Source organism: Ralstonia pickettii, from assembly GCF_001699815.1.
Classification (GTDB): Bacteria; Pseudomonadota; Gammaproteobacteria; order Burkholderiales; family Burkholderiaceae; genus Ralstonia; species Ralstonia thomasii.
In genome coordinates this window covers 94,015-110,925 of sequence record NZ_MCGB01000113.1, presented here as the reverse complement: position 1 = coordinate 110,925, position 16,911 = coordinate 94,015, and the positions used below count along the sequence as shown (strand labels likewise).

Annotated in this window: 13 protein-coding genes; 11 read left to right on the top strand and 2 right to left on the bottom strand. The window is 66.0% G+C overall.

Annotated features, from left to right (window positions below; all coding sequences use genetic code 11):
- The first annotated feature begins 7 nt into the window (after positions 1–7).
- Together BEK68_RS24385 and BEK68_RS24380 are read left to right on the top strand one after the other, a co-directional pair.
- On the top strand, positions 8–1,174 hold the full coding sequence (locus tag BEK68_RS24385) for a c-type cytochrome (protein WP_012430438.1): 1,167 nt from the start codon (positions 8–10) through the stop codon (positions 1,172–1,174).
- Between the two features lie 25 nt (positions 1,175–1,199).
- Complete coding sequence (locus BEK68_RS24380) at positions 1,200–2,141, top strand: ABC transporter substrate-binding protein (protein ID WP_012430437.1); 942 nt, start codon at positions 1,200–1,202, stop codon at positions 2,139–2,141.
- Here the strand turns inward: BEK68_RS24380 and BEK68_RS24375 are convergent.
- Positions 2,138–2,503, bottom strand: a complete 366-nt coding sequence (locus BEK68_RS24375) for a hypothetical protein (RefSeq protein WP_012430436.1) — start codon at positions 2,501–2,503, stop codon at positions 2,138–2,140. The genes BEK68_RS24380 and BEK68_RS24375 overlap by 4 nt on opposite strands.
- Positions 2,504–2,558: 55 nt before the next feature.
- Positions 2,559–3,455: a LysR substrate-binding domain-containing protein gene (locus BEK68_RS24370; protein ID WP_004633961.1), complete on the bottom strand. Its 897-nt coding sequence runs from the start codon at positions 3,453–3,455 to the stop codon at positions 2,559–2,561.
- A 339-nt stretch (positions 3,456–3,794) separates the two neighbouring features.
- Here BEK68_RS24370 and kdgD point away from each other — a divergent pair, with 339 nt between their 5' ends.
- The 9 genes from kdgD (at position 3,795) to BEK68_RS24325 (ending at position 16,841) form a co-directional block, all read left to right on the top strand.
- Positions 3,795–4,733: a 5-dehydro-4-deoxyglucarate dehydratase gene (gene kdgD, locus BEK68_RS24365; RefSeq protein ID WP_004633970.1), complete on the top strand. Its 939-nt coding sequence runs from the start codon at positions 3,795–3,797 to the stop codon at positions 4,731–4,733.
- A 27-nt stretch (positions 4,734–4,760) separates the two neighbouring features.
- Positions 4,761–6,332 (top strand): aldehyde dehydrogenase (NADP(+)), encoded by a 1,572-nt coding sequence (locus tag BEK68_RS24360; protein ID WP_012430435.1) that lies wholly within the window; start codon positions 4,761–4,763, stop codon positions 6,330–6,332.
- Positions 6,333–6,432: 100 nt separating this feature from the next.
- Positions 6,433–7,785, top strand: coding sequence for an MFS transporter (locus BEK68_RS24355; RefSeq protein WP_012430434.1), 1,353 nt, complete (start codon positions 6,433–6,435; stop codon positions 7,783–7,785).
- Between the two features lie 18 nt (positions 7,786–7,803).
- Complete coding sequence (locus BEK68_RS24350; protein ID WP_012430433.1) at positions 7,804–9,213, top strand: enolase C-terminal domain-like protein; 1,410 nt, start codon at positions 7,804–7,806, stop codon at positions 9,211–9,213.
- Positions 9,214–9,254: 41 nt separating this feature from the next.
- A complete protein-coding gene (gene garD / locus BEK68_RS24345) occupies positions 9,255–10,856 on the top strand; it encodes a galactarate dehydratase (RefSeq protein WP_012430432.1) in 1,602 nt (533 codons plus the stop codon).
- 1 nt (position 10,857) lies between these two features.
- The gene (locus tag BEK68_RS24340; RefSeq protein WP_012430431.1) at positions 10,858–11,703 is read left to right on the top strand and encodes an NAD-dependent epimerase/dehydratase family protein; all 846 of its coding nucleotides are present in this window, start codon (positions 10,858–10,860) and stop codon (positions 11,701–11,703) included.
- 4 nt (positions 11,704–11,707) lie between these two features.
- Complete coding sequence (locus tag BEK68_RS24335) at positions 11,708–12,610, top strand: SMP-30/gluconolactonase/LRE family protein (protein WP_012430430.1); 903 nt, start codon at positions 11,708–11,710, stop codon at positions 12,608–12,610.
- Between the two features lie 52 nt (positions 12,611–12,662).
- Positions 12,663–13,964, top strand: coding sequence for an MFS transporter (locus BEK68_RS24330; RefSeq protein WP_004633984.1), 1,302 nt, complete (start codon positions 12,663–12,665; stop codon positions 13,962–13,964).
- Positions 13,965–14,114: 150 nt separating this feature from the next.
- Positions 14,115–16,841, top strand: coding sequence for an FtsK/SpoIIIE family DNA translocase (locus tag BEK68_RS24325; RefSeq protein ID WP_012430429.1), 2,727 nt, complete (start codon positions 14,115–14,117; stop codon positions 16,839–16,841).
- The last annotated feature ends 70 nt before the right edge of the window (positions 16,842–16,911 follow it).

The window sequence follows — 16,911 nt, the reverse complement described above, 5'->3', positions numbered from 1 at the left end:
CATCATCATGAGCGGACCGGAAGCGACGGTCTGGCTCAACGCGTTGCTTGGCTTTCTGCAATGGGCGCAGCACGGCGTGCTGGTGCTGATGCACACGCTTGGGCTGACCGGCGAGGCACACGGGCAGCCGGCATGGCCGTGGGACGTGCGCATCGCGGGCGAAACCCTGTTGATCGACCTTGGGCAAGCGCAGCAGCTTGGCCTGACGCTGATTGCCTTGATGCTGGCGTTGCTGGCCGTCGTGATCGCCGTGCTCGTGAGGCGGTGGCGGCCGGTGTCATCCGGTGTTGCGGCGGGCCTGCTTGTGGTGGCGCCGTGGCCCTCGGCGGTTGTGGTGGCGCCCGCCGTGCCGACGAGTTTCCATGTGAGCCCAACGGCTTTTTCGGTGGCGTCCATCACGCAGGGCACGCGCATCTACAACGCCGCGTGCGCAAGCTGCCACGGCGCAGACGGCCGGGGCGAAGGCCCCTTGGCCGCCACGCTTACGCGCTGGCCACCCACGGTGGTCGGCCCATTGCTTGGCCGTCATGCCGATGGCGAGCTGTTCTGGCACATCGCCCACGGCATGCAGGACACGCAAGGTGCGTCCACCATGCCTGCATTTGCCGGTCGACTGAGCGATGCCGATATCTGGGCGGTACTCGACGCCATGAAGGTGCTGGCCGCGCGTGGCGGCGTGCGCGCCGGCGGCTGGCCGCTGCCGGTGGCGCTGCCCGCGTTGTCCGTGCGCTGCGGCGATGCGCTGCCGCAATCCCTGGCGACGTGGCGCAACGGCCAACGCGTGCGCGTGGTGGCGGTGGATGCGGCATCGAGCACCGACATCCCGCTGGAAGATCCGCGTTTCCAGACATTGCTGATCACGCCGGATGGCAGGTTGCCACCGCCAACGCGCGCGTTCCAGGCGCGTTGCGTGGCGACAGGCGCCGACGCCTGGAGCGTCTTCGCCGCCATCGCCGGTGCTGCGCCGCAAGCGTTCTCCGGCACGCAGTTGCTGGCCGACCGCAACGGCTGGTTGCGCGCACGCGGCGCACCGGGCACCACGTGGTCCGATGCCGATTTCCTCTGCACTTCGGCCGCACGCGGGACCGCCCGCAGCACGAGCGGCCTCGATTCCTTGATCGCCCGCATGGACGCCGAACCCGTGCGCTATGTGAAAGGCGGCTTCATCCACTGACCCTCGACCGCATCGCTCCATCACCATGCCGCAACATCGACGACGTTTTCTGCAATCCACGCTGGCACTCGCTGCCGCGCCTGCCTTGTCCATCGCGCAACCCCGCCTCGTGCTCAAGGCCGGCGACCAGAAGGGCGGACTGCGCGCGCTGCTCGAAGCCGCCGACGCGCTCAAAGGCGTGCCGTACGACATCCAATGGACCGAATTTCCGGCGGCCGCACCGCTGGCCGAAGCGCTCAATGCAGGCGCCGTCGACTTGGGCCCCATTGGGGATGCGCCAGCCATCTTTGCCTTGGCGGCGGGTACGCGCATCAAGCTGATCGGCGCCAACCGATCCGACCCATACGGCACGGCGGTGCTGGTGCGGCCGGATTCTCCGCTGAAGACCGCCGCGGATCTGAAAGGCAAGTCGATCGGCACAAACCGCGGGTCGATCGGGCACTTCGTGGCGCTCAAGGCGTTGGAATCTGCAGGGCTGGGCCCGGACGACGCCAACTTCCGTTTTCTGCCGCCTGCGGATGCCAAGCTTGCGCTGGTCAACGGTTCGATCGATGCGTGGTCAACGTGGGAGCCTTACACCGCGATGGCCGAAACGGCCAAGCATGCGCGCGTGCTGGTCAACGGACGCGGGTTGTGGTCGGGCCTCAGCTACCTGGCGGCGACCGACGCGGCCCTGGCGGCCAAGCGCGACGCGCTGCGCGATTTCCTGCAGCGCGTGGTACGCGCGCAGGTGTGGTCGTATCAGCATGTCGATAGCTTTTCAGCCACGCTGGCCCGCATCATCGGCATTGCGCCGGAGGCCGCGCGGCTGCAGTTTGCGCGGCGGCAGACTGTGTGGCGCGCCATCGATCCGCAGCTCATTGCGGAGCAGCAGCGCACGGCCGATTTCTACGTGAAGGTGGGCCTGCTCAAACAGCGGCTGGAGGTGGCTACCACGTTTGACACGGGCTTTCCGCTAATCGCCTAGCGGGCGTTGCCTGAATGGGATTCCGCGCTCGGCCGCGAGCCACCATGCGGGCCGGCGGTACCCGGCGCTTCCGCGACGTTCTTGGGCAGGTTGGCGACCGGCGTGGCAGCGTCTGGCGCGTTGTTGCCGCCATTGCCAAAGCGCGCTGCCAGACGGTCCTGCACTGCGGTCAGCTGGGCCTGCTCCTGCGCCTTCTGGGCGCGCTCGGTCTCGGCCTGCTGGGCAGCGGCGGCTTGCTCAGCCGGCGTGGGCGGCGGCAGTTTGCCGTGGGCGGGATGCGGCAAAGCAACCACCGTCAGGCCGATGGCCGCCGCGGCGAGCCACAGGGCGGTGCGTGGAATGTTCTGGGGTGTTTTCGGCATGGCGGTCTCCGGGTCGGGATCGCCATGGCTCCAGCAAGTGCGGTGCCGCGTGAGTTCAGCGCCGCTCGGCAAGGGCGTTGTGCAGCACCGTCTTGAGCACGTTGAAGACGGGGTTGTCGTTGTCCTTGCGATAGGCCATCCAGAGTTCGACCGGCTTGGCCGGCGTGGTGCGTACCGGGCGGTAGACGACGCCTTCGAAGTGCAGCATGGCCGCCGCTGCGGGAATGAGCGCTACGCCGATGCCTGCACGCACCAGCGCCAGCATCGAGTGGATCTGGCTGACGTATTCAACGATGTCGGGCAGCACCTCCGCGCGCTCCAGCAGGCTGCTGACCATCTGGTGGAAATAGCGCGCCTCGTATGGCGAATACATCAGCAGCGGCTGGCCCTCGCAATCGCGCAGGCTGGGGCGTTGCGGCCAACTGTCCGCCACCGCTTCCGGCAGGGCGATCACGAGCGCTTCCTGCGAGCACGGCACGGCAATCAGCTCGCCGTGCTCCACCGGCGGGCGCAGCAGGCCGACGTCGATTTCGCGCGCATCCAGCGCCGAGAGCTGCGCGCCGCTCACCATCTCCTTCAGCGTCAATCGCACGCCGGGTGAAGCGGCCCGCACGGCGCTCACTAGCGAGGGCAACTTGCCATAGCCGACCGACGCGGTAAAGCCGATCGCCAACTGCCCAGCAGCGCCCGTGGCCACACGCCGGGCCGTCGCCGCCGCCTCGTCCGCCAGGCGCAGGATGCGCGATGCGTCGGGCAGAAAACTGCGCCCCGCGGCCGTCAGCTTGACCGAGCGGCTGTTGCGCTCCAGCAGTTCGGTGCCGACCTGATGTTCGAGCAGGCGGACCTGGCGCGACAGCGGCGGCTGGGTCATGTGCAGGCGTTCTGCCGCCCGCCCAAAGTGCAGTTCTTCGGCCACGGCGACAAAGCAGCGGAGTTGGCTGAGTTCAAACATCGATTCAAAAACGGTATGGATAGAGTCAGTGCTTATCTTGAATCGGAAAGATCGCCGATGCAAGAATCGGCTCGCCCTCGGGGCAGATCGATGCAGGAAATGGCGAGTTCGGATTCCCTGTATGCGCTTTACGTCGAGCCCGAAGGCGCGGTGTGACAGGGCACTAAGCAGGCGCGGCCGCGCCGTCACGTGCGGCCGCAGCATCGGGACTGGCAGCTTAGGGAAGACCCTGTATCAATACAAGTTCTGTATTAATCGAGTTATTAGTTGGCTTGGACTTGAATCGATCCCGATGCAAGAATTCGCTCATCAACAACACGCATTCATCACGAGCGAGACATGTCCCGATACAGCCCCAAAGAGTTCGCCCAACAGATCGGCTCCGGTCTGCTGTCCTTCCCCATCACGCACTTCAAGGCGTCGGATCTGTCGTTCGACGAGGCCGCGTATCGCGCCAACCTCAGCTGGCTGTTCAGCCACGAGGCAGCCGGCCTGTTTGCGGCGGGTGGCACGGGCGAATTCTTCTCGCTCACCGCAGCTGAGACGGACCGCGTGGTGCGTGCTGCCGTGGCTGAAACCGCCGGCAAGATTCCGGTGATCGCCCCGGCCGGCCGCGGCACGGCCGAATCGATCGAATACTGCAAAGCCGCAGAAGCTGCCGGCGCCGACGGCATCCTGCTGCTGCCGCCGTACCTGACCGAAGCCTCTGCCGACGGCGTGGCCGCGCACGTGGAGCAGGTCTGCAAATCGACCAAGCTCGGCGTGATCGTCTACAACCGCGCCAACCAGGTCCTCGACGAGAACCACCTGGAACGCCTGGCAGACCGCTGCCCGAACCTGGTCGGCTTCAAGGACGGCGTGGGCGATCTGGAACTGATGACGCGCATTTACGCCCGCCTGGGCGACCGCTTTACCTATGTCGGCGGCCTGCCGACGGCCGAGACTTTTGCACTGCCGTACCTGACGATGGGCGTGACGACGTATTCGTCGGCCATCTTCAACTTCGTGCCGAAGTTCGCGCTAGAGTTCTACGCCGCCGTGCGCGCGTTCGACAATGCCAAGGTCTACAAGATGCTCAACGAGTTCGTGCTGCCGTACATCCAGCTGCGCAACCGCAAGCGCGGCTATGCGGTGTCGATCGTCAAGGCCGGTATGAAGGTCATCGGCCGTGACGCAGGTCCGGTCCGTGCTCCGTTGACCGACCTGACCGACGCCGAGATTGCAGAACTGTCGGCGTTGGTGTCGCGCGTTGCCGAAGTGGAAAAGCTGGCGGCCTGAGCGCAACCGAAAACACAAGGAATCCTTATGCAATTGAGCGGCGAACTGTTGTTGGGTGCCGCCCGCGTAGCGGGTGGTGCCGGCAAGGTTCGCGCCATGAACCCCGCCACCGGGGAATGGCTCGAACCGGAATTCACCCTGGCCTCCAAGGCCGAGGCCGCACGTGCCGCTGAACTGGCCGCCGCGGCTTTTGACGTTTACCGCGAGACCGCGCCGGAAACCCGTGCAGCCTTCCTGGAAGCCATCGCCAGCCAGATCGAAGCGCTGGGCGATGCCTTGATCGAACGCGCGATGGCCGAATCGGCATTGCCGCGTCCGCGCCTGGAAGGCGAGCGCGGCCGCACGTGCAACCAGCTGCGCCTGTTTGCAAGCGTGGTGCGTGCCGGTGATGCCGTGGGCGCACGCCTGGATTCGGCTCTGCCCGAACGCAAGCCGTTGCCGCGCTCGGACTTGCGCATGCGCCGCATTGCGCTGGGGCCCGTCGCCGTGTTTGGCGCGAGCAACTTCCCGCTGGCGTTCTCGGTGGCAGGCGGGGATACCGCGTCAGCGTTGGCTGCGGGTTGTCCGGTGGTCGTCAAGGCGCATCCGGCGCACCCGGGTACGTCTGAACTCGTGGGTTGCGCCATTCAAGCGGCGGTTGCGCAATGCGGGCTGCCGGAGGGCGTGTTCTCGCTCATCCTGGCGGACAACGATGTGGCGGGCGCACTGGTGGCTGATCCGCATATTCAGGCAGTGGGCTTTACAGGCTCGCGTGCAGGCGGTCAGGCGCTGCTGCGCATTGCGCAGGCGCGTCCGCAGCCGATTCCGGTATATGGCGAGTTGAGCGCCATCAACCCCGTCTTCCTGTTGCCCGACGCACTGGCCAAGCGTGCTGCTGCGCTGGGTCAGCAGTACGTGGCATCGCTCACGATGGGTGCGGGCCAGTTCTGTACGAACCCGGGCCTGCTGCTCGCCATCGACGGGCCGGAACTGGATGCCTTTGAGGCTGCCGCCGCTGCGGCCATGGGCGGCGTGGCTGCGCAGCCGATGCTCACCGCAGGCATCCACAGCGCCTACACCCGTGGCGTCGACAAGCTGGCCTCCGAGGCCAACGTGCGCTGCGTCGCACGCGGCCAAGACAGCGACGAACCCAACCGCGGGCAAGCCGGCTTCTACATCACCGATGCGAAGAGCTTCCAGGCGCAACCGGCGCTGCACGACGAGATCTTCGGCGCCACCGGCCTGGTCGTGCGCTGCCGCGATGCGGAGGAGCTGCGCGCGCTGGCCGAATCGCTCGAAGGCCAACTGACCGCCACGCTGCATCTGGATACGGGCGACACGGCGATCGCGCGTTCGCTGCTGCCGATTCTGGAACGCAAGGCGGGGCGCATTCTGGCCAATGGCTGGCCAACCGGTGTTGAGGTGTGCCACGCCATGGTGCACGGCGGGCCGTGGCCGGCAACGACGGATGCACGCACGACTTCGGTCGGCACGGCGGCCATCGAGCGCTTCCTGCGCCCGGTGTGCTATCAGGATCTGCCGGCCGAACTGCTGCCCGAAGCGCTGCAGGACGCCAACCCGCTCAAGCTGCGCCGGTTCGTGGATGGAAACTGGGCCTGAAGTCGTAACACGTAAATAGAAAAAGACAACACGCCGGGCCGCACAGGACCCGGCAACTTGAACCGACCGGCACGACGGGTGCCGGCTCAAGGAGGAGACGATGGACATCAAAGCCCCCGCAGTGGGAGCACAGGCCGTGCCGCGCGCTGAGCGCATGAGCCGCGTGCGTTTCGTGATCCTCGCGATGCTGTTTATCGTGACGACCATCAACTACGCCGATCGGGCGACCATCTCCATTGCCGGCTCGGCCATGCAAAAAGAACTCGGCATCGATGCCGTGTCGCTTGGCTATATTTTTTCGGCGTTTGGCTGGGCTTATGTGATCGCGCAGATTCCGGGCGGCTGGCTGCTCGACCGCTTCGGTTCGAAGCGCGTTTACACGTTCAGCATTTTGCTGTGGTCGCTGTTCACGCTGGCGCAGGGTGCCATCGGTTTCTTTACCGGCGCCGCCGCCATCGTCATGGTGTTCTGCCTGCGCTTCCTGGTGGGGGCGGCAGAGGCGCCGTCCTTCCCGGCGAACAGCCGTATCGTGGCGGCGTGGTTTCCGGCCAATGAGCGCGGCACTGCAGCGGCCATCTTCAACTCTGCGCAATATGCCGCCACGGTGGTGTTTGCCCCGCTGATGGCCTGGCTGGTGCACGCGTTCGGCTGGCATCACGTGTTTATCGTGATGGGCGTGATCGGCATTGTCATGGCGGTCGTGTGGAGAGCCTTCGTACACGAACCGAAAGACCACCCGGGCGTCAACCGCGCCGAAATCGAGTACATCGAAGCCGGCGGCGGCCTGGTCAACATGGACCGTGCCGGCGTGGCCAAGGCTGAGGGTCCGAAACTCGGCTACGTGAAGCAGCTCCTGCAGAACCGCATGCTGATGGGGGTGTACATCGCGCAGTACTGCATCAATGCGCTCACGTACTTCTTCATCACGTGGTTCCCGGTGTATCTGGTGCAGGCGCGCGGCATGTCGATCCTGAAGGCGGGCTTCGTCGCGTCGATTCCGGCGGTGTGCGGCTTCCTGGGCGGCATTCTGGGCGGGATCATCTCTGACGCGCTGCTCCGGCGTGGTGCCTCGCTTTCGATGGCGCGCAAGGTACCCATCGTGCTGGGCATGCTGCTTTCCATGACCATGGTGATCTGCAACTACGTCGATGCGCAGGCCGTCGTCGTGGCCGTGATGGCGTTGTCGTTCTTCGGCAAGGGCCTCGGTGCGCTGGGCTGGGCAGTGAACTCCGATACGGCGCCCAAGCAGATTGCGGGCTTATCGGGCGCGCTGATGAACACCTTCGGCAACCTGTCGAGCATCACCACGCCCATCGCGATCGGTTACATCGTCAACACCACGGGCTCGTTCAACGGGGCGCTTGTGTACGTGGGGATCCACGCCGCGGTTGCCATCGTCTGCTACCTGTTCATGGTGGGCGAGATCAAGCGTGTGGAACTGAAGCCGCTGTAAGCCACAGGAGCCTCGTAAGTGACGTTGCAATCGATCGAGTCCGGCGCACGCACGCACACACCGCGGGTGACGGAGATGCAGGTGATTCCCGTCGCGGGTCGCGACAGCATGCTGCTGAACCTGTGCGGCGCGCATGCACCGTTCTTTACGCGCAACCTCGTGATCCTGAAGGACAACGCCGGGCGTACCGGCGTGGGCGAGGTGCCGGGCGGGGAGGGCATCCGCCAAGCGCTGGAGCGTGTGATTCCGCTGGTGGTCGGTCAATCGATCGGTCGTACCAATGGCGTGCTGAGCAGCATTCGCCGGGCGCTGGCCGGTGGCGGCAATGCCGCGCATCAGGCGACGGTGCACCAGGTGACCTCCGCTTCGGAAGCGGCAGTGCTGCGCCAGCCGCACGAGATCAACCTGCGCATGGACAACGTCATCACGGCGGTGGAAGCGGCGCTGCTCGATCTGCTTGGTCAGTTTCTCGAAGTGCCGGTGGCGGAGTTGCTGGGCGCCGGCCAGCAGCGCGATAGCGCGCCGATGCTCGCGTACCTGTTCTACGTGGGCGATCGTCGCAAGACCGATCTGCCGTACCTGGAGGGCGCCAACGGCGCAGACGACTGGCTGCGCTTGCGCCACGAAGCTGCCATGACACCCGCCGCCATCGCCCGCCTGGCCGAAGCCGCCACCGAGCGCTACGGTTTTGCCGATTTCAAGCTCAAGGGCGGCGTGATGCCCGGCGCTGAAGAGATGGAAGCGATTGCCGCCATCAAGGCGCGCTTTCCGCACGCCCGCGTCACGCTGGACCCGAATGGTGCATGGTCGCTCAACGAGGCAATTGCGCTGTGCAAGGGCCAAGGGCATCTAGTGGCCTATGCCGAAGACCCGTGCGGCCCCGAAGCCGGTTACTCGGGCCGCGAGGTGATGGCCGAGTTCAAGCGTGCCACCGGTATCCCGACGGCCACCAACATGATCGCCACCGACTGGCGCCAGATGGGCCACGCAGTCCAGCTGCACGCAGTCGACATTCCGCTGGCCGATCCGCATTTCTGGACCATGCAAGGCTCCGTGCGCGTCGCGCAGCTTTGCGACGAGTGGGGTCTGACTTGGGGCTCGCATTCCAACAATCACTTCGATGTGTCGCTGGCGATGTTCACGCATGTGGCCGCCGCCGCGCCGGGCAACATCACGGCCATCGATACGCACTGGATCTGGCAGGAGGCCCAGGAGCGCCTGACGCGCGAGCCGCTGCGCATCCAGGGCGGCCACGTGGCCGTGCCGGAGCGCCCGGGCCTTGGCATCGAAATCGACATGGACCGCGTCATGGCCGCCCATGCGCTGTACAAGACCCTGGGCCCTGGCGCGCGTGATGACGCCATGGCCATGCAATACCTCGTGCCGGGCTGGACGTATGACCCGAAACGCCCGAGCCTGAGGCGCTGAAAAGAAGCCCGTTTGAGTTTGAATCAATCACGGAGTCTGTGATGTCTGAACCGACGCTGGCCCCCGAGGCCGGCAACGCAACTGAAAAGGCGCTGACGATTCGCGTGCACGACGGTGACAACGTCGCCATCGTCGTCAACGCACGCGGCCTGCCCGCTGGCACGGCACTCGCCGATGGCACGGTGCTAGTCGAAGGTGTGCCCCAAGGCCACAAGGTGGCGCTGGTCGACCTGGCCGAAGGCGACGCGATCATCCGCTACAACGAGGTGATCGGCTATGCCGTGAAGCCGCTGCCGCGCGGTAGCTGGGTCAACGAACATGCGGTCAAGCTGCCATCCGCGCCCGCGCTGGATGAATTGCCGCTGGCCACGCGCCCCGATCCAAAGCTGGCAAAGCTGGAGGGCTATACCTTCGAGGGCTATCGCAATGCAGATGGCACGGTCGGCACGAAGAACGTGCTCGGCATCATGACCAGCGTGCAGTGCGTGGCGGGCGTGACGGATTACGTCGTGGGCCGCATCAAACGCGAACTGCTGCCGCGCTTCCCGAATGTCGACGACGTGGTGGCGCTCAACCATGTGTACGGCTGCGGCGTCGCCATCAACGCGCCGGCCGCCATCGTGCCGATCCGCACGCTGCAGAACCTGGCGCTGAATCCGAACTTTGGCGGCGAGATCATGGTGATCGGCCTGGGCTGCGAAAAGCTCGTGCCCGAACGCCTTGTGCCGGAAAAGCTCGCACCGGGTGGGCGCATTCCGATCGAAGTGGCCGGCACCGCAGATTCGCCGGTGCTGCGTCTGCAGGACGAAGCCTTCGACGGCTTCATCGGCATGACCGACGCCATCATGGAGATGGCCGAGCGCCGCCTCGAACATCTGAACAAGCGCCAGCGCGAAACCTGCCCGGCCTCCGATCTCGTGGTCGGTGTGCAGTGCGGCGGCAGCGATGCGTTTTCGGGCGTGACAGCCAACCCGGCGGTCGGCTTTGCGGCGGACCTGATCGTGCGAGCCGGCGGCACCGTGATGTTTTCGGAAGTGACCGAGGTGCGTGACGCCATCCATCTGCTCACGCCGCGCGCCATCGATGAAGACGTCGGCCGCGCGCTGCTGCGCGAGATGGCCTGGTACGACGACTACCTGAGCGGCGGCCAGACTGACCGCAGCGCCAACCCGTCGCCGGGCAACAAGAAGGGTGGCCTGTCCAACGTGGTGGAAAAGGCGCTGGGTTCGATCGTCAAGTCGGGCAGCACGCCCATCGTCGACGTGCTTGGCCCGGGTGAGAAAGTGCGTCGCAAGGGCCTGATCTTTGCTGCGACGCCCGCCAGCGATTTCGTGTGCGGCACGTTGCAGCTGGCCTCCGGCATGAACCTGCAGGTGTTCACGACCGGCCGCGGCACGCCGTATGGCCTGGCCATGGCGCCGGTCATCAAAGTGTCGACGCGCAAGGCGCTGTCCGAGCGCTGGCATGACCTGATCGACCTCGACGCCGGCCGCATCGCCACGGGCGAAGCGAGCATTGCCGACATCGGCTGGGAGCTGTTCCACCTGATTCTTGACGTGGCGAGCGGCCGCAAACAAGTCTGCGCCGACAAGCTTGGCCTGCATAATTCGCTGGCCCTGTTCAACCCCGCCCCGGTGACCTGATATGACGACTGAATTGAACATTCAAAACGACCCGCTCGACGGCGTGACCACACGCTGCCACCGCGTGCTGCTCACGGGCGCCGGCGGCAATCTCGGCAAGGTGCTGCGCGAGCGGTTGCCCAAGTACGCCGATTTTTTGCGCCTGTCTGATATATCAAATCTTGGTGAAGCGCGCACCGGCGAAGAGATCGTGCCGTGCGACCTTGCCGACGCGAAAGCCGTCGATGCGCTCGTCGCTGGCACGGATGCGATCGTGCATCTGGGCGGCGTATCGGTCGAGCGGCCGTTTGAAGAAATCCTGCCGGCCAATATCGCAGGCACCTACAACCTGTACGAAGCGGCGCGCCGTCATGGCGTGCGGCGCATCGTGTTCGCCAGCTCGAACCACACCATCGGCTTCTACAAGCAGGGCGAGGTGATCGACAGCGCCGTGCCCACCAAGCCCGATGGCTACTACGGGCTGAGCAAGGTGTTTGGCGAACAGCTCGCCAGCTTCTATTTCGATCGCTATGGCATCGAGACGGTTGCCATCCGCATCGGCTCTTCGTTTGCCGAAGCGAAGGACCGCCGCATGCTCGTCACCTGGCTCGGGTACGACGACCTCGAACAGCTCATCCGCCGCGCGCTGTTCGTGCCGAACGTGGGCTTTACCGTGGTCTACGGCATGTCGAACAACCGCGACCGCTGGTGGGACAACCGCCACGCCGCGCACCTCGGCTACACACCTACGCAGACGAGCGAGATCTTCCGCGCGCAGGTCGAAGCGCAGCCGCCGCTGCCTGCCGATGATCCGGCTGCGCAGTATCAAGGCGGTGCATTTGTCAAAGCCGGCCCGTTCGGAGACTGACGCAATGCACCTGAACGTAGAGCCGGCAGTCGAGCGGATTGGCAACATGCAATGCGGTGTCGGCGAAAGCCCCGTCTGGCACGCGGGTGAGCAGGCGCTGTACTGGACGGACATTCCGGGACGCACGCTGTGGCGCTGGAACTTCTTCTCCGGCCAGACCAACAACTGGCCGCTGCCCGAGATGGCGGGCTGTATAGCCATGGCGCCCAACGGTTGGGCGATGGCGATGGAAACGGGCATCTTTCTCGCGCCACCGCCCAGCCCCGGCATCGAGCTTGGGCCCCTGCAGCGCCTCGCCACGGTGGCGCACGCGCGCCCTGACATGCGTTTCAACGACGGTCGCTGCGATCGCCAAGGCCGGTTTTGGGCCGGCACGATGGTGCTGGACACCTCGCTTGGCCTGCCGCTCGGCAAGCTGTATCGCCTGGATGCGGCGGCCGCTCGCACTGGGCGCGTTGATGCCGTCATCGACGACCTGATCGTCCCGAACGGCCTGGCCTTCAGCCCCGAGGGCAAGACGATGTATCTGTCGGATTCGCACGCAAGCCGCCAGACGGTCTGGGCCTTCGATTACGACATCGACACCGGCACGCCGCACAACCGCCGCGTTTTCATCGACATGAACGCGTACCCGGGGCGTCCGGATGGCGCTGCCGTGGACGCCGATGGTTGCTACTGGATCTGCGGCAACGATGCTGGGTTTGTGCATCGCTTCACGCCAGACGGCCGCCTTGATCGAAGCATCGCCATCCCTACGTCCAAACCGGCCATGTGTGCCTTCGGCGGCCCCGGGCTGGACACCCTGTTCGTGACGTCGATCCGCATCGGTGACGACCCGCTCTCGGGCGCCACGTTTGCCGTGCGCCCGGGCGTGACTGGATTGCCGGAACCCGTCCTGCACCTCTGAAACCGAGTACGCCCCGCACACAAGAAGAACCGGGGGCTTTAGGAGACAACACATGAAACCCATCAAAGGCTTGCGCTGGTGGATCATCGGCCTCGTACTCAGCGGCCTGATCATGAACTACCTGGCGCGTAATGCGCTGGCGGTGGCGGCGCCTGAAGTCAACAAGGTGCTGAACATCAGCACGCAGCAGTACGGCTACATCGTCGCGGCATTCCAGGCGGCCTACATGGTGATGCAGCCGGTGGCGGGCTATGTGCTCGACGTGCTGGGCACCAAGCTGGGTTTTGCGCTGTTTGCGGCGGCGTGGTCGGTGGTCTGCCTGCTGCACAGCACGGCCGGCAGCTGGCTGTCGCTGGCGGCGTTCCGCGCGATGCTGGGGATGACGGAGGCGGCGGGTTTCCCGTCGGCGCTGCGGGCAACGGCGGAGTGGTTCCCGGCCAAGGAGCGGTCGATTGCAACCGGCTGGTTCAACATCGGCTCGTCCGTGGGGGCGGTGGTGGCGCCTCCTCTGGTGGTCTGGTGCATTTTGCACGGCAACTGGCGCTTTGCCTTTGCCGTGATCGGCGGCATCGGGCTGGTGTGGAGCGTGCTGTGGTTCCTGCTGTATCGCGTGCCGGCCAAACACCATCGCCTGTCGGAGGAAGAGCGCAACTACATCCGCGCCGGCCAGGAAACGCCGGACGACGACGCCAACGTGCCCAAGCCTTCATGGGGCAAGATCGTCAGCGGCCGCCGCTTCTGGGGTATCGCCATTCCGCGCTTTCTGTCGGAGCCGGCGTGGCAGACGTTCAACTATTGGATTCCGCTCTATATGGCTACCGAGCGCCATATGAACCTGAAGGAGATCGCGCTCTTTGCGTGGCTGCCGTTCCTGGCGGCGGATGTGGGCTGCGTGCTGGGCGGCTACCTGGCGCCATGGTTCCAGAGGCGGTTCTCGGTGTCGCTTGTCACGTCGCGCAAGCTCGTGATGGTGACGGGCTGCCTGTGCATGATCGGCCCCGCCTGCATTGGACTGGCGACGAGTCCATACACGGCGATTGCGCTGTTCTGCGTGGGCGGTTTCGCGCACCAGACGCTCTCCGGCGCGCTATACACGCTCACGTCGGACATGTTCGGCAAGCATGAAGTCGGCACGGCCGTGGGGCTGGCGGGCATGTCGGGTTACATGGGCGGCATGCTGTTCTCCCTGGCGGTCGGTACGCTCGCAACCACCATCGGCTACAACCCGCTGTTCGTGGCGCTGGCCGTGTTCGACATCGTGGCCGCCATCCTCGTGTGGACGTTGCTCAACGACAAGCAGGCCCGCCCCGTGCCGATGCAGCCCGGCGGGACGGCGCCCAGTACTGCGGCCTGATTTCTGTTCCCGCAGACGCGCCGATCACGCCACTGCGTCGGACACGTTGCGCTGAAACGTGTTGCCAGAACGCCCGGCCGCGTGTTTTTCGGCCGGGCGATTCTCATGGCGGTGGCGCGCCCCGCTACAATCGCGGCCTGGCATTTGTAGATGGCGTTTGAAATGGTGCTTGGCTGGTTTGGCATTTCCACCGTGTGGCTGCTGCCGCTGGTGTGGCGGTATGTGACGCGCGCGCTGGCGGGTGAGCGGGACTTCCTCAAAGGTCGAGGCACCGTGCGGCTCTGGCTGGTGACGCTCGTCGCGCTGAGCGCCAGCGCCGCGCTTGAAGCCTTGACTTCTGGCGCCGACCCGCAGGACAAGGCCGGCGGTGCTGCCGGGCGCGCATTGTCGTCGCTGTTCTCTCACATGCTGGGCTGGACGGGCGCGTTTCTCCTGATGCTCGGCGTGCTGATCTGGGTCGCCCCCATGGTGTTCGGACGATCGTGGGGCCAGGTGTTCAACCGCCGTCGCGCCGCTGATCCCGAGGCGTCTTCCGAACCGGACACCCGCCACGACGAACCTGTTGACGATGGCTTGAGGCCGACTGCGCTCGGCCTGGGTGGGGCAGGGGAGGCACGCTGGAGCGGTAATGCCGGCCCCGCACAACCGACGGTGCGGCACCGTGGCATCGAAGCCGTGTCTGCCCGCCGCCAGCCAGCATGGCAGCCGCCGCCGCGCACGCGCCCGTCGCCGCCGCAACCTGGCGAAATCTGGCCGCTGCTCGACGCAAAGAAGGGCACGCCGGCAGAGGCGCCCGCAACCGCCAAGGCGCCGCCTGTAGCTCCGCCAACTCCGCCGCAGGCGCCTCCGGCGCGCCCAAAACCGCGCGCCACCATCGTCAGCAGCCCGTTCCATCAACCGCAACTTGGTCTGCAGACGCAGACGCAGACGCCCGCCCTGGCAGCCCCTGCGCCGCAGGTCGTGCCCGCAGCCGAGCCGGTTGTCCTTGTCGAGCCGACGGTGCCGGAGATGGTGGAGGCGAAAGCCGCCGTCGCAGAAAACCCGACTGTCGACCTGGATGCCGTACGCCAAGAGGCGGAAGCGCTCCTGGCCGAACTGCGCGGCCTGATGGCGCCCCCCGTAACGACGCCTGCCCCGGAGGTTGCCGAACCGATCGCGGAAGCCGAAGCCGCCCCGATTGCCGAAGCGCTGCCGGAGCCGGAAGCGCTGCCCGCAGCACCGTCCATCGAGCCGGCCGCGCAGCCGGAAGTCGCGCCTGTCATGCCTGCGCCTAAGCCGCGCATCGTCTTGCCGGCCGTGGTGGGGGAGGTGGTGTCGCGCGCCGCAGCACCGGCCGTCGCCGCAGCGCCTGCGCCCGCTCCAACTGCCACACCTGCAATACCACGCATCATCGACTACCGCCTGCCGGGTGCCGCATTGCTGACCGCCGCATCCCCGAGCGCGGAAGCCGTCTCCGCCGAGCACCTGGAAGAGACCAGCAACCTGATCGCGCAGCGTCTGGCGGAGTTCAAAGTGCCGGTGACGGTCGTTGGCGCATCGGCCGGCCCGGTCATCACGCGGTTCGAGGTTGACCCGGCGATTGGCGTGCGCGGCGCACAGGTGGTCGGGCTGATGAAAGACCTGGCGCGTGCGCTGGGCGTGACGTCCATCCGGGTCGTCGAGACCATCCCAGGCAAGACATGCATGGGGCTGGAGCTGCCCAACGCCCACCGCGAAATGATCCGCTTGTCGGAAGTCGTGAATGCGGCGGATTTCCAGTCGCACGCGTCGCACCTCGTGCTGGCTATGGGCAAAGACATCACCGGCAACCCCGTGGTGACCGATCTCGCACGCGCCCCGCACCTGCTGGTGGCCGGCACGACGGGCTCCGGCAAGTCGGTGGCCGTCAACGCGATGATCCTGTCGATGCTGTACAAGGCCACGCCCGACGACGTGCGCATGATCATGATCGACCCGAAGATGCTGGAACTCTCCGTGTACGAGGGCATTCCGCATCTGCTCGCGCCGGTCGTCACCGACATGAAGCAGGCCGCGCACGCGCTCAACTGGTGCGTGGGCGAAATGGAAAAGCGCTACCGCCTGATGTCGGCGCTGGGCGTGCGCAACCTGGCCGGCTACAACCAGAAGATCCGCGCGGCGGAACAGGCCGGCCGTAAGGTGCCGAATCCGTTCTCGCTCACGCCCGATGCGCCCGAGCCGCTCTCGACGCTGCCGCTGATCGTGGTCGTCATCGACGAACTGGCCGACCTGATGATGGTGGCTGGCAAGAAGATCGAAGAGCTGATCGCGCGCCTCGCGCAGAAGGCCCGTGCCGCCGGCATCCATCTGATTCTGGCGACGCAGCGGCCGTCGGTGGACGTCATCACCGGCCTGATCAAGGCGAACATTCCCACGCGCGTGGCGTTCCAGGTGTCATCCAAGATCGACTCGCGCACGATTCTCGACCAGATGGGCGCCGAATCGCTGCTGGGCCAGGGCGACATGCTGTTCCTGCCGCCGGGCACGGGTTATCCGCAACGCGTGCATGGCGCGTTCGTTGCCGACGAAGAAGTGCACCGCGTGGTCGAACACTGGAAGCAGTTTGGCGAGCCCGAATATGACGAAGCCATCCTCGCCGGTGATCCAGGTGAAGCTGCCGCGAGCGGCGATTTGTTCGGTGGCGAAAGTGGAGAGGCAGAAGCCGATCCGCTGTACGACGAGGCGGCGGCGTTCGTGCTCAACACGCGCCGCGCGTCGATTTCTTCCGTGCAGCGGCAACTGCGCATCGGCTACAACCGTGCTGCGCGGCTCATCGAACAGATGGAAGCGGCTGGGCTGGTGTCGCCGATGGGGCGGAATGGGCAGCGTGAGGTGCTGGCGCCAGGTAGTGGGGAGTGAGTCGCGCTTGCCGGCCACTCCTGGCGGGCACGGCGCGCCTCCTGCATTGCGTTTTCCCGGTGGCCTGAAA

Excerpts from the sequence above, each read along its gene's own strand:
- BEK68_RS24355 (WP_012430434.1), top strand. The coding sequence starts at position 6,433 with ATGGACATCAAAGCCCCCGCAGTGGGAGCACAGGCCGTGCCGCGCGCT.
- BEK68_RS24330 (WP_004633984.1), top strand. The coding sequence starts at position 12,663 with ATGAAACCCATCAAAGGCTTGCGCTGGTGGATCATCGGCCTCGTACTC.
- BEK68_RS24385 (WP_012430438.1), top strand. The coding sequence starts at position 8 with ATGAGCGGACCGGAAGCGACGGTCTGGCTCAACGCGTTGCTTGGCTTT.
- kdgD (WP_004633970.1), top strand. The coding sequence starts at position 3,795 with ATGTCCCGATACAGCCCCAAAGAGTTCGCCCAACAGATCGGCTCCGGT.
- garD (WP_012430432.1), top strand. The coding sequence starts at position 9,255 with ATGTCTGAACCGACGCTGGCCCCCGAGGCCGGCAACGCAACTGAAAAG.
- BEK68_RS24370 (WP_004633961.1), bottom strand. The coding sequence starts at position 3,455 with ATGTTTGAACTCAGCCAACTCCGCTGCTTTGTCGCCGTGGCCGAAGAA.
- BEK68_RS24340 (WP_012430431.1), top strand. The coding sequence starts at position 10,858 with ATGACGACTGAATTGAACATTCAAAACGACCCGCTCGACGGCGTGACC.
- BEK68_RS24325 (WP_012430429.1), top strand. The coding sequence starts at position 14,115 with ATGGCGTTTGAAATGGTGCTTGGCTGGTTTGGCATTTCCACCGTGTGG.
- BEK68_RS24380 (WP_012430437.1), top strand. The coding sequence starts at position 1,200 with ATGCCGCAACATCGACGACGTTTTCTGCAATCCACGCTGGCACTCGCT.
- BEK68_RS24360 (WP_012430435.1), top strand. The coding sequence starts at position 4,761 with ATGCAATTGAGCGGCGAACTGTTGTTGGGTGCCGCCCGCGTAGCGGGT.
- BEK68_RS24375 (WP_012430436.1), bottom strand. The coding sequence starts at position 2,503 with ATGCCGAAAACACCCCAGAACATTCCACGCACCGCCCTGTGGCTCGCC.
- BEK68_RS24335 (WP_012430430.1), top strand. The coding sequence starts at position 11,708 with ATGCACCTGAACGTAGAGCCGGCAGTCGAGCGGATTGGCAACATGCAA.